This window comes from Microbulbifer discodermiae (genome assembly GCF_040742695.1).
Lineage (GTDB): Bacteria > Pseudomonadota > Gammaproteobacteria > Pseudomonadales > Cellvibrionaceae > Microbulbifer.
The window spans coordinates 16851-29803 of record NZ_JBFLAB010000052.1 but is presented as its reverse complement, the minus strand read 5'-3'; the positions used below and the strand labels follow the sequence as shown (position 1 = coordinate 29803).

Sequence of the window (12953 nt, the reverse complement as noted above, 5' to 3'; positions counted from 1 at the left end):
CGAAATGAAGTAGAGCGTCTGTTTCGCCGCTTGAAAGGTTTCCGAAGAATATTTAGTCGATTTGATAAGTTGGATGTCGTTTTTAAGTTCTTCATCAACTTTTCATTGATCGCTGACCGGCTAATTAGTGTTAACAGGCCCTAATAGAATACTGCCGAAGGATGAATTTGAGGAGGATGATACTCCTGAAGAATTTTCTTCTTATACGGGCCAGCCGCAACTGCACAATTTTACAGATGATGCTGTTGATTGGGTGGGTGTATTTTTTAATAGCGCGGGAACAAGAAGATTTTCCACTTCCTCTCTGGGCAGTAGGGCCGATACCTGCATAACCCTGTTTGCACCCAATGCGACAAATACAGATATTTCGGGGCCCCCGCTCGCAAGTGATTGTGATAGTGGGCCAGGTCAATCTTCACAACTAACTTTCACCTCGGCAGCAAATAAAGGCTATTTTGTAAGAGTAACGCAGGAAGATGGATCCATTGGGGAGAATACCAATTATACATTGAATATTGATTTTGAATTTGTACAACCGGATTCTTTCGAACAAGACGATTCTCCTGTTGATTTTTCCCCATATCTCTCTCAGCCACAGCAGCACAATTTTGCTGATGATACGACAGACTGGATAGGTATTTATTTTGGTACGCCGGGAGTTAGACAATTCACCACTTTAGGCTTAGGCCAAAATGCGGATACTTGTATCAGCTTATTTCGACCTAACGCTACAAATTCTGGAACTTCCGGGCCGGCTGTTGCCAGCGACTGTGACAGTGGTCCCGGCCAGGCTTCCAGATTTACTTTTGACGCGCCCGAGGATAGCTCTTACTTTATTAGGGTAACTAACCAGAATGGCCTTGTTGGCGAAGATACTGAGTATACGTTCAGTGTAAACTCACAGTGATTTTAGTTTATTTTCTTTATTTTTTCAGCACTACAAGGTTTCAACCAATCCAGATCTTTGGCTGAATTAAATGCTAGGCGGCGGAAAGTTTTCCGCCGCAATCCTATGTCGCCAGAGCAGGTGTCGATCTTCACTCATTTATTACACTGTGGACTGACTCGCGTAGTTTTTATATGGCGAATTCGCCTGCGACGTCAATATACAGCTCCTGGGAGAGTTAAATCTGGATCTGCTTTTCTTCATCCTTGTGCGAGAACCTTCAATCTAGTCGCTCACCAGGAAAGTCGGTTTGGGTGGGTGGTGGCTGCATCTCATCCCGCACAGTACGGGCCGCTTCCACCATATTCAGCAGCGAGGTTCCTACTTCGGCCCAGGAGCGGGTCTTGAGACCACAGTCGGGGTTGACCCAGAGTTTTTCCATGGGGATGGCCTTGGCAATTTTCTGCAGCCTGTCAATCAATTCCTGTCGCTCTGGCACATTGGGCGAGTGGATGTCGTAAATGCCCGGGCCTATCTCGTTGGGATAGGCACCGGTTTCCGCGGTAAATGCCTGTAGAAGCTTTAGGTCCGAGCGGGCGGACTCGATGGTGATGACGTCTGCATCCAGGGCCAGGATGGCGTCCATGATAGCGTTGAAGTCGCTGTAACACATATGGGTGTGAATCTGTGTCTCCGGTTGTACCCTGCAGCAGGTATAGCGAAAGCAGGCTACCGCCCAGGCGAAATACTGGGCGTGGTCACTGTGGCGCACAGGTGCGCCCTCGCGCAGAGCCGGCTCATCGATCTGAATGATTCCTATACCGGCGGCCTCCAGGTCTTCCACTTCCTGACGGAGGGCCCTCGCTATCTGCAGGCAGGTTTCGCTGCGGTGGATATCCTCGCGGGGGAATGACCAGTTAAGAATCGTCACGGGCCCTGTCAGCATCCCTTTGACCGGCCTGTTGGTGAGGCTTTGCGCATAGCGACTCCACTCCACGGTGATTGGCGCCGGTCGCGCTATGTCGGCAAAAATAATCGGCGGCTTGACGCAGCGGGAGCCGTAACTCTGTACCCAGCCGTTGGTGGTATGCAGAAACCCCTCCAGGCGCTCGCCAAAATACTCCACCATATCGTTGCGCTCGGCCTCGCCGTGGACCAGTACATCCAGGCCGAGTATTTCCTGGCGGCGGACGGTTTCGGCAATTTCCGCGCGCAGGTGCTGCCGGTATTCCTCTGTGGAGACTTCGCCACTGCGGTACCTGCGCCGGACGCTGCGCAAAAGATCCGTCTGTGGAAAGGAGCCGATGGTGGTGGTGGGTAACAGCGGCAATTGCAGGCGGCGCTTCTGCAGTGGCGCCCGCTGCGCGAATGACTGGGGGCGCCAGGTTTCCTCGGCGCCCAGGCCATCGACCGCAACGGCTGGAGTTTTGGGCAGCGGGTGTTCCGGTTGCCGTTGCGAATTCTTTTCCCCCTGGGCCAGCAGTGTTTGCAGTTGTCCCAGTTCAGCCAGCTTCTGGCGACTGAAGGCCAGTTTATCCCGCTGCTCCGGGGCCAGGGTTGTTTCCGCCTCCAGGTCCACCGGGCAGTGCAGCAGTGAACAGCTGCCTGAGAGCCACAGCCGCTCCCCCAGCCGGCTGGCCAGGGGCGCCAGTCGCCGCTGCCAGAGGGCCAGATCCGCGCGCCACACATTGCGGCCGTTGATCACTCCCAGTGAGAGTATCTGTTCTTCCCGCAGCAATTCCGCTGCACCGGGTAGCTCCTCAGGGGCGCGGACACAGTCGATATGCACGCCGTCTATGGGCAGGGAGAAAGCCAGCTGCAAATTTTCCCGCAGGGGCGAAAAATAGGTGGCCAGCAGCAGTTTTAACGCCGGGGCGGCTCCGCGCAACTGCGCGTAGGTGGGCGCGAAGGCGTCGCGCCACTGGGAAGGCAGATCGAGCCCCAGAATCGGCTCGTCAATCTGTAGCCATTCCACAGCCTCCCCAGACAATTGTTGCAGCAGCTGTTCATAGCAGGTCAGCAGTCCCGGCAACAGTGCCAGCGGGTCGCCTTCCATGCGACCCAGCCAAAGGTATGTCAGTGGGCCGATCAGCACCGGCTTGACCCTGTGTCCCTGTGCCAGTGCCTCGCGCACCTCCTCCAGCAGCCATTCGCTGTCCAGTTCGAAACGCTGCTGGCAGTCGAATTCCGGTACCAGATAATGGTAGTTGCTGTCGAACCACTTGGTCATGGCGCTGGCGGCTACCGGTGCACCGGAAGGTGCCCGTCCCCGGGCGAGGCGGAAGTACTGATCCAGTTTGTCCCCGGCGACACCGGAGTGGAAGCGCTCCGGAACCACCCCGAACATCAGGGAGTGATTGAGTACCTGGTCGTACCAGGCGAAGTCCCCCACGGTGGCAAACTGCAGCCCCGCTGCCTTTTGGGCGAGCCAGTTGTCCCTGCGAATCCCGGCCCCTGCGACCTTGAGTTCCATCTGGTCAATTTCGCCGCGCCAGTAAGCTTCCAGAGCCTTTTTCAGTTCGCGCTGAGCGCCGATTCGCGGATAGCCGAGAATATGTGTCTGTGCCATTTAACCTGTTCCCCGTATGGTCACTGTCGGTGTGTGGAAGCTTTTTGCCCTTGTGAACTTCACCCCGTCCAGTGCCGGCAGGCCTCAGGCTGACGGGTTAAATCAATTCTGTCGGGATCTTCTCAGTCGGGCTTTGAGGCTTGATTCTGCGCTCTGGGTGATGTTCAATCAATTTCATATTTTTTGCATAAAACTTGAATTTTTCTAAAGTTGAGGGGTGCCATGCTCGAGTTGCGTCAACTGCGTGCGCTCAGCCTGCTGCGGGATACCGGCAGCATGGTGCGTGCCGCCGAACGGTTGCACCTTACCCAGTCGGCCCTGTCCCACCTGTTTCGCGAGATGGAGGAGCGCCACCAACAGGCGCTGTTCGTGCGCAAGTCGCGCCCCTTGCGGTTTACCAGCGCGGGCTTGCGGCTGCTGCAGCTGGCGGACGAGGTGCTGCCGCGGGTGGCGCTGGCCCAGCGGGACCTGGTGCGGCTGGGATCCGGCCGGGTGGGGCGGTTGAATATCGCCATCGAATGCCACAGCTGCTACCAGTGGCTGATGCCGACCCTGGATAAGTACCGCGACAACTGGCCGGAAGTGGAGCTGGATCTGTCCAGCGGTTTTCATTTTGCGCCGCTGCCGGCGCTGGTGCGGGGGGATCTGGATCTGGTGGTCACCTCCAACCCGGACACCGACCTGAACGGCATTCACTACGAACCCCTGTTTGGGTTTGAAATGTGCCTGGGGGTCAGTCGCAAGCACCCGCTGGCGGGGAAAACCTGGGTGGAGCCACAGGACCTGGAGCGGGAGGTGCAGATCACCTATCCGGTGGAGCGGGAGCGCCTGGATATTTTTCAGCGCTTCCTGGAGCCGGCGGGGGTCGAACCCGCGGAGGTCCGCACCGCCGAGCTCACGGTGATGGTGGTGCAACTGGCGGTCAGTGGCCGCGGCGTCTGCGCACTGCCCAACTGGGCGCTGCACGAATACCTGCAAAAAGGTTTTATTGTGCAGTTGCGCCTGGGGCAACAGGGCTTGTGGAGCACCCTTTACGCGGCGGTGCGGGAGGATATGCGGCAGGGGGCCTATCTGGAGGACTTTCTGCAGACTGCGCGGGATACCTGCTTTGCAACCCTCAAGGGAATCCGAGCGGCCTGAGCTGTTTTCTGTCGCGACTATTTATTCCCAGCGGGTTGTTAAAAGCCCTCCCTGGCTTGCCTAACCCGGGTTTGCGCTGGCCTCCGCCCGCAGGCGTAAACAGGCCTGATAACAATTAGCGCGAAGGGCGTTTCCCCTGGGTTTTTGCCGGTCGCTTGCCGCGGCTGTGGGGTTTGTCGGCGAGTCGGCTGATTTGCATGGCTCTGCCGGCTACGCGCACCTGCTTCAGATGCTGAAACACTTCCCGGGGCATACCCTGTGGCAGGTCCACGGTAGTGTATTCCGGGTAGATCTCGATACGGCCGATGTAACTGCTGTCGAGTTCCGCTTCATTGGCAATGGCGCCAACGATATGGCCGGGTTTGACTCCGGCCATACGACCGACTTCGATGCGGTAGCGTTCCATACCTTCATCCGGCGGCGGCATTTTTTTGTCCTTGTGATAGCCGCCCTGTTTGCGCCCGCCTTCCTCAAAGTCCTCCCGCTGGGGGCGCCTGGGTGGTTTTGGCTCCGCTTCGTTGAGCAGCAGCGGTTGATTGCCCTGTGCCATCACCGCCAGGGCTGCGGCCGCGTCCAGCGGGTCCATGTCATTGGCGCTCAGGTATTCCTCTATCAACTGGCGGTAGGGGGCCAGGTCGATCTCGCCCCCGAGGGTGGCGCTGATGCGTTCGTGGAAGCGCTGGGTTCGCGCGGAATTGACCGCTGCGGCGCTGGGCAATATCAGTTTTTCGATGGGTTTTTTGGTGGCCCGCTCGATAACCCGCAGCATCCGGCGCTCCCGCGGCGCCACAAATAGGATCGCATCGCCCTCGCGCCCGGCGCGGCCGGTGCGACCGATGCGATGGATATAGGCTTCCGCATCGTAGGGGATATCGTAATTGATCACGTGGCTGATGCGCGCCACATCCAGGCCGCGCGCGGCCACATCGGTGGCCACCACTATATCCAGCTTGCCGCTTTTCAGTTTGTCGATAACCTGTTCGCGCAGATTCTGGGCCATGTCGCCATTGAGGGCCGCACTGGCGAAACCGCGCGCCGCCAGCTTGTCGGCCAGCTCTACGGTGCTGTTTTTGGTGCGCACGAAAATGATGGTGGCATCCACCGGCTCGGCTTCGAGAATGCGCGTCAGCGCATCCAGCTTGTGCAGGCCGCCCACTGGCCAATAGCGCTGGTGGATGGTTTCCGCTGTCTCCGTTTTGACGCGGATTTTAATTTCCGCCGGATCCCGCAGATATTCCCGCGCAATGCGCGCGATTTCTTTCGGCATGGTGGCGGAGAAGAGGGCCATTTGGCGCTGTTCCGGGATCTGCTCCAGCACCCAGCGCACATCGTCGATAAAACCCATGCGCAGCATTTCGTCGGCTTCGTCGAGCACCAGAGTATTCAGACTGGATAGCTCCAGGGTGCCCCTGCGCATATGGTCCATGACGCGACCGGGGGTACCCACTACCAGCTGCACGCCCCGCCTGAGCTGCTGAATCTGGCCGCGATAATCGGCGCCGCCGTAAATGGGCGCCACATGAAAGCCTTTCAGGTTGGCGGCGTATGCTTGGCAGGCCTCCGCCACCTGAATGGCCAGTTCACGGGTCGGGGCCAGTACCAGTGCCTGGGGCCGGCGCTGACGCAGGTCCAGCCGGGCCAGCAGTGGCAGTGCGAAGGCCGCGGTTTTACCGGTCCCTGTCTGTGCCTGCCCCAGCACGTCGCGACCCTCCAGTAACGAGGGTATCGTCTGTGCCTGGATGGGCGAGGGGGTTTCATAGCCCAGCTTTTCGATGGCGGTCAGAATTTCGGGCGGCAGTGCCAGCTGGTCGAAGCCAAGCGGCGCAGGGGTGTCTGTTATTTCGGAATTCATATGGATCTACAGTCGGATTGTGCGCAGCCAAGTGCAATGGCCACAGATTGCCGGGCAAGTCACATAGCTGACAAATTGCCCCACTGATACAAGCCCGCTCAATGCGACGCCTTTGGCAAGGAGGTCTGCTACCGACTAAATCAGAGGTTCGTTCATGGCCCCGCCGCAGCCGGGTCTGGGCAAAAGGCGGCGCAGTCTAACAGACCTGGCGATGTGGCGACAGCTTATCCGGCAAACGATTGGCAAACCGCTGGGATGGTCCTTTATCGGTGGGGCTGCTTCCTCAACAGCTTCCGCAGTTTCGCGGAAACTGTCCTAAACGCAAAAATACTGTAGCACAGTCACATGGTTACCCGGCTGTTTAAGCAGAGCTTCCTTAAGGACCCTAAAAGGGAAATACCAGTGGCAGCAGAATCAGAGCAACAGCCGAATAGGCAATCGTCAGGGGCAGGCCCGCACGCAGGAAATCGCGGAGGTGGTAGCCGCCCAGGTTCTGCACCATCAGATTGGTCTGGTAGCCGAAGGGGGTCAGGAAACTGGCACTGGCACCGTAGGCGACGGCCATCACGAAAGGCATCCAGTTGACGCCAAAACTCTCCGCCAGACTCCAGGCCAGGGGAAATGTCAGTGCGGCGGCGGCGTTGTTGGTCATCAGCTCCGTTAGCACCAGAGTCACCAGGAATACGCATACCAGCGCCAGGTATGGCCCGGCTCCGGCCACCGAACCCTTGAGCGCGGTGGCCAACAGATCTGCCAGGCCGCTGCTGGAAAAGGCCTCCGCAAGTACCAGGGCACTGGCGATGATCAGCCAGATCCGGAACGGGAAGCGTCGCTGCAGCTCGGCGGTAGTGACAATTCCCACGCCGATCATGCCACCGAGCAGAACGATCAGGCCCTTCAACAGGGAAAAATAACCCAGTGCGGCACCAGCGATCACCGTGGCAAAGCCCAGCCCCAGCAGCCAGCTGTCGCGCCGGGAGAGCTGCCGCGACAGTTGATTGCCACTGACAACGTAGAAGTTTTTATCGATATTGCGGTGGTGTTTGAAGTCGGGCCCCACCGCCAGCAGCAGTGCATCTCCCGCCCGCAACTGGATTTCTCCCAGTTTGCCGGACAGGCGCTCACCACCGCGGCGCATGGCCACAACCGCGGCGTCGAAGCGGGTACGGAACTGGCAGCTCTTCAGGGACTCCCCCAGGATGCTGGAATTGGGCGCCAGCACCACCTCGGTCAGCTCCATCTCCAGCAGCTCGTCCTGCAGCGCAAACAGGCGCAGTCCCTGTATGTCCTGCAGTCGCCCCAGATCCCGCACATCGCCACTGAAAATCAGTTTGTCGCCACTGTGGACAATCTCCGTGGGGCCGACCGGACTGATGATCTGTCCACCGCGCACGATTTCCACCAGGTACAGGGTTTCCAACTGGCGCAACCGGTTCTGTTCCACGGATCGGCCGTCCAGGGGCGATCCCTCTTCCACCTCCGCTTCCAGCAGGTACTCGGTTACCGGCTCCTGTGCAGACCGCCCCAGGGGCAGCAACCGGTTGCACATCAGCAGAACCACCAGGCCGGCGACTGTGGCCCCCAGGCCCACCGGGAGGAATGCAAAGAAATCCAGGCTCGGCAGTCCGCGGTCCAGAATAAAGCTGTTGACGATCAGGTTTGTGGAAGTGCCGATCAGGGTGAGGGTGCCGCCGAGTATGGCCGCGTAGGACAGTGGCAGTAACAGCTTGCCCGCCGGATGGCGCCGCTGACCCCGCACCGCGGGAGCCAGGGCGGCCACCACCGCGGTGTTGTTCACAAAGGCTGAACTCAGGGCCGCGACGCCGATAAGTCGCGCCAGGCTGCCGGTGCGCGAACCCTGTATAAGCCGGTCGGACGCCGCCCGCAGCCAGTGGGCCTTTTCGATGCCAACGGACACCAGCAGCAGAATAATCAGGGTGACGAGACCAGGGTTCACCGCTTTCTGCAATACCCTCTCCGTAGGTACTAGGCCAGTGAGGAAGCAGGCGCCTGCGGCAGCGGCGAAAACCAGCGAGGGGCGTGCCCGGCTGCAGGTCAGGGCAAGAATGACCAGAAAAAATATACCGGCGACAAATATCTGGGTCAGGCTCATAGGTAAATCCGCCGGTCCGCCGGGTGCTGTCTAGTGGCTCTTTCCCGGAACTGGGCCAACTCTATCACTGGTGCAATTATCACAAAAGCATCCCGTGTAAATTCAGGGTATGGTAGGCCTAACCGGGTGGGGCGGGAATGATCCCTAACAGGCTGTTGAAATTCGAAGAATTTCGACGCCTGGTACCGGAATATGGATGTTCCGGAAAATCGGCGACGCCTAACTCGTTGATTTTGGGAGAAAAGTGAAAATCATATTTTTCGCTTTTCGTGTTTTGAAACAGGCAGAATGCCTTTTTCAACAACCTGCTAAGGCGAATCCGGCCCCCCGGCTTTGCCCGATCTTACCACGGCCGGGAGCTTCCCTGGGTAAGGGCGACAAGTGAGACATACAATGGCATACATAATAAGAATGGGAGCAGCGAGATGGATTTAGAGGCGGTTGATGCTATCCGTGCATTCGCGGTTCAGGTTCTGCAGCTTTTTGCGCTGTTATTCGCGTTTGCGCTGGTGGTACTGGTGTTGTACGTGGTCTATGTCTATCTGTCGGACATCAGCCAGACCAAACAGGCGATCCGCCGCAACTTCCCCGTGCTGGGGCGTTTCCGCTATCAGTTTGAGCATCTGGGGGAGTTTTTTCGCCAGTACTTTTTTGCCCTCGACCGCGAGGAGATGCCGTTCAACCGCGCCCAGCGCAACTGGGTGTATCGCTCGGCCAAAAATGTGGATTCCACGGTTGCTTTTGGTTCCACCAGATCGCTCAATCAGCCCGGCGATGTCCTGTTTCTCAATCACCCGTTTCCCACTTTGGAAAAAGATGCGGTGCCGCCGGCACCGGTGACGGTAGGGAGTGGTTACGCCGCCGAACCCTATACCACAAGTGCGTTTTTCAATATCTCGGGAATGAGCTTTGGCGCCCTGTCGGTACCGGCGGTGCGGGCCCTGTCCAAGGGGGCAGCGAAGGCGGGGATCTGGCTGAACACCGGGGAGGGGGGGCTGGCATCCTATCATCTGGAGGGCGGTTGCGATCTGGTGTTTCAGATAGGGACCGCCAAGTATGGTGTGCGTGATGAACACGGCAACCTGAGCGATGAAAAACTGGCGCAGGTGGCGGCCCACCAACAGGTGAAGATGTTCGAGCTGAAACTGTCCCAGGGGGCCAAGCCGGGCAAGGGCGGCATCCTGCCGGCGGCGAAGGTGACCCCGGAAATAGCCCGGGTGCGCGGCATACCCGTGGGCAGGGATTCCATCAGCCCCAATGCCCACCAGGAGTTTCACGATGTGGAGGGCCTGCTGGACATGATCGTGCACATTCGCAAAGTCACCGGCAAGCCCAGTGGGTTCAAGTGTGTCATCGGTGCCAGCCAGTGGCTGCACGACCTGTGCGACTCCATAGTGCGGCGCGGCCTGGATACCGCGCCGGACTTCATCAATATCGACAGCGCCGACGGTGGCAGTGGCGCTGCACCACAGAGCCTGATGGACTATATGGGGCTGCCGCTCAACCGCAGCCTGCCGCTGGTGGTCGACCTGCTGACGGAGTATGGCCTGCGGGACCGTATCAAAGTGATCTGTGCGGGCAAGCTGCTGACCCCCTCCGCTGTTGCCTGGGCTCTGGCCATGGGTGCTGACTTCGTCAATTGCGGCCGCGGCTTTATGTTTTCACTGGGTTGCATCCAGGCCATGCAGTGCAATAAAAATACCTGTCCCACCGGTGTCACCACCCACAACCCGGATCTACAGCAGGGGCTGGATCCTATCGACAAGGCGGACCGGGTGGGTAATTACGCGCGCAGCATGATGCACGAGGTGGGTTACATAGCGCACTCCTGTGGTGTGCCGGAGCCGCGCCTGCTGCGCCGTCATCATGTGGAGGTGATCAATGAGCGGGGCGTGGCGGTGCCCCTCAGCGAGTTGATGCCAGAAGTGAAAACCAAGGCGGTTATTGCCAGCGACCGGAGGAGGCAGTGATGGACGGAGTAACAACACTCGTCGGGCAGGGCCTGTACATGGCGATGGCGGCGGTGACCGGGTTGATGCTGGCTCGGATGCTGCGCATCGACAACACTCTTGGGTGCCTGATCGCGGGTGTGGTCGCGGGCATATTGTTGCCGGTGATTGAGTTTGATACCGGGATCCGCGCCGACAATCTCCACCAACTGGTGTTTTTTGTCATACTGCCGGTGTTGATTTTCGAGGCCGCCTGGCGCATAGAACCGAAGCTGCTGAAACGCTGGATGGGACCCATTCTGCTGTTGTCGACACTGGGGGTGGCGATATGTGCCTTATTAACCGCTGTACTTATCTACTATGGGATCCGACACCCCGGTTTTCCCTGGATCGCAGCCCTGTTGACCGGGACCATTCTCGCGGCGACGGATCCCGTGGCGGTGATCAACAAGCTGCGCCAGACCCGCGCTGACAAGGAGTTGCTCACCGTGGTGGAGGGTGAGAGCCTGTTCAACGACGCGGCGTCAATCGTACTTTTTTCCCTGGTCCTGGGCGCGGCCATGCACACAGTGGTGGAGGGGGCGGAGGTTACCGGTGTGCCCCTGTTCGGCATGGCGGACATGTCGCTTTATTTCACCGTTATCTTTTTTGGCGGGCTGGCGCTGGGCCTGCTGTGCGGGCTGCTGACCGCGATTGTGGTCCTGTTTCTGGGTTCTGCCGGGGCCGCTCTGGCGACGCTGGTGTTGTCCGCCTTTGGAACTTTTTACTTGGCGGAGCATGTGGTGCATGTGTCCGGTATTCTCGCAGTTATGGTTTGTGCAGTGGTCACCCGTATTTGCCTGCGCGAGCAGGAGGATACCTTCCTGGCGGATGTGGGGCCCACCTGGGAGTGGTTGGGGCTGCTGTTCAGCGCGCTGATTTTCGTGATTATGGGGCTGGTGATCACGCCGGGTATGTTTACCAGCCAGTGGCTGGCAATGCTGATCGCGATCATGGCCGCAGTGGGTGCCAGGGCGCTGGCCATATTTCTGGTGGCGCCGCTGTGCCGCTTTGTGGGGCCGCCGCTGCTCAAACCCTGGCGGTTGGTCTTGAGTTGGGGAGGGGTGCGCGGGGTCATTGCCCTGGCGCTGGTGCTGTCGCTGCCGACGGAGTTGCCCTACTGGTATACGATACAGGCCATGGTGTTTGGTGTGGTACTCTTCTCGCTGCTGGTACAGGGCACCAGCACCCGCTTTCTCATCAACCGCATGGCCGACGCTGAGGCAGAGAAACTGGAGAGCGCCCGCTCGTCCGGTGGTCACTGAGCGGAGGCCGGCACGGTTGACTTGCGCCTGAATAAGAATGAGAATTCTTCGCAGATTAATCCACAGGATCATGGAATCCCGATGCGCAAATCCCTTGTCTCCCGTATGGCGGTTGTTCTGGCAGCCCTGGGCACTGCCCTCAGTGCAGGTGCCGCCGAACAGGTCAATATCTACTCCTATCGCCAGCCGTTTCTGATCGAACCGGTACTGGACGAATTCACCCGCGAGACGGGCATCGAAACCCAAGTGGTCTATGCAAGTTCCGGTCTGAACGAGCGCCTGGAGCGCGAGGGGCGCAACAGCCCTGCGGATATAGTGCTGACCTCCAATACCAGCAGCCTGATGGATCTGGTGGGCAAGGGGCTGACGCAACCGGTGGAGAGTGCGGTGCTAGAGCGGAATGTCCCGGCGCAGTTTCGCGATGCGAATGGCAACTGGTTCGGACTCACCACCCGTGCGCGGCTGATCTATGCCTCCAGGGAGCGCGTGAAACCCGGGGAGATCACCAGCTACGAGGAGCTGACAGACCCCAAGTGGAAGGGGCGTATCTGCACCCGCAGCGGCAAGCATCCCTACACTTTATCTCTGATAGCGTCCATGATTGCGCACCACGGCGAGGCGGAGACCAAGCAGTGGCTGCAGGGACTGAAAGACAATCTGGCGCGCAAGCCGCAGGGCAATGATCGGGCCCAGGTTAAGGCCATCAGCGAGGGAGAGTGCGACCTGTCCCTGGGCAACAGTTACTATTTTGGCAATATGATCACCAATACGGAGCAGCCGGAACAGATTGAATGGGCCGAGTCCGTCAACCTGGTGTTTCCCAATCAGGGCGATCGCGGCACCCATATGTTTATTTCCGGTGCGGCCCTGACCAGATATGCACCCCACCGCGACAATGCCATCAAACTGCTGGAGTTTCTCAGTGGAGAGGACGCCCAGTACCTATACGCGGAAAAGAATTTTGAATTTCCTGTGCGTCCGGGTACCCAGCGCTCCGAACTCATCCGGCAACACATGGGAGCGTTTAAAGAAGATAAGTTGAGTATTACTGAGATTGCCACCCATGTACCGACCGCCTCGCGCCTGGTCGACGAGGTCCAGTTCGATTTCTGATTGGGGCGCCTCAAATTCCGGTGCCAG

Annotated in this window: 8 protein-coding genes; 5 read left to right on the top strand and 3 right to left on the bottom strand. The window is 58.8% G+C overall.

Annotation, left to right across the window (positions count from 1 at the left end):
- The first annotated feature begins 127 nt into the window (after positions 1–127).
- Entirely contained in the window at positions 128–907 is a 780-nt protein-coding gene (locus AB1S50_RS15635; RefSeq protein WP_367151890.1) for a hypothetical protein, read from the top strand.
- A gap of 259 nt (positions 908–1166) precedes the next feature.
- On the opposite strand, the gene metE is transcribed toward AB1S50_RS15635, so the two are convergent.
- Positions 1167–3455 carry a 5-methyltetrahydropteroyltriglutamate--homocysteine S-methyltransferase gene (metE, locus tag AB1S50_RS15630; protein WP_367151889.1) on the bottom strand — a complete coding sequence of 763 codons (2289 nt, stop codon included), beginning with the start codon at positions 3453–3455 and terminating at the stop codon, positions 1167–1169.
- A gap of 222 nt (positions 3456–3677) precedes the next feature.
- On the opposite strand from metE, the gene AB1S50_RS15625 reads away from it, so the two are divergent.
- Positions 3678–4595, top strand: coding sequence for a LysR family transcriptional regulator (locus tag AB1S50_RS15625; protein WP_367151888.1), 918 nt, complete (start codon positions 3678–3680; stop codon positions 4593–4595).
- Positions 4596–4710: 115 nt separating this feature from the next.
- Here AB1S50_RS15625 and AB1S50_RS15620 read toward each other — a convergent pair whose 3' ends face one another.
- Both AB1S50_RS15620 and AB1S50_RS15615 read right to left on the bottom strand, forming a co-directional pair.
- Positions 4711–6447 (bottom strand): DEAD/DEAH box helicase, encoded by a 1737-nt coding sequence (locus AB1S50_RS15620; protein ID WP_367151887.1) that lies wholly within the window; start codon positions 6445–6447, stop codon positions 4711–4713.
- A gap of 385 nt (positions 6448–6832) precedes the next feature.
- Positions 6833–8560 (bottom strand): SLC13 family permease, encoded by a 1728-nt coding sequence (locus AB1S50_RS15615; RefSeq protein WP_367151886.1) that lies wholly within the window; start codon positions 8558–8560, stop codon positions 6833–6835.
- A 425-nt stretch (positions 8561–8985) separates the two neighbouring features.
- On the opposite strand from AB1S50_RS15615, the gene AB1S50_RS15610 reads away from it, so the two are divergent.
- The 3 genes from AB1S50_RS15610 (at position 8986) to AB1S50_RS15600 (ending at position 12926) form a co-directional block, all read left to right on the top strand.
- The gene (locus tag AB1S50_RS15610) at positions 8986–10530 is read left to right on the top strand and encodes an FMN-binding glutamate synthase family protein (protein ID WP_367151885.1); all 1545 of its coding nucleotides are present in this window, start codon (positions 8986–8988) and stop codon (positions 10528–10530) included.
- The gene (locus AB1S50_RS15605) at positions 10530–11813 is read left to right on the top strand and encodes a cation:proton antiporter (RefSeq protein ID WP_367151884.1); all 1284 of its coding nucleotides are present in this window, start codon (positions 10530–10532) and stop codon (positions 11811–11813) included. Before AB1S50_RS15610 ends, AB1S50_RS15605 begins: the two co-directional genes overlap by 1 nt.
- An 81-nt stretch (positions 11814–11894) precedes the next feature.
- Positions 11895–12926, top strand: coding sequence for a Fe(3+) ABC transporter substrate-binding protein (locus tag AB1S50_RS15600; protein ID WP_367151883.1), 1032 nt, complete (start codon positions 11895–11897; stop codon positions 12924–12926).
- The last annotated feature ends 27 nt before the right edge of the window (positions 12927–12953 follow it).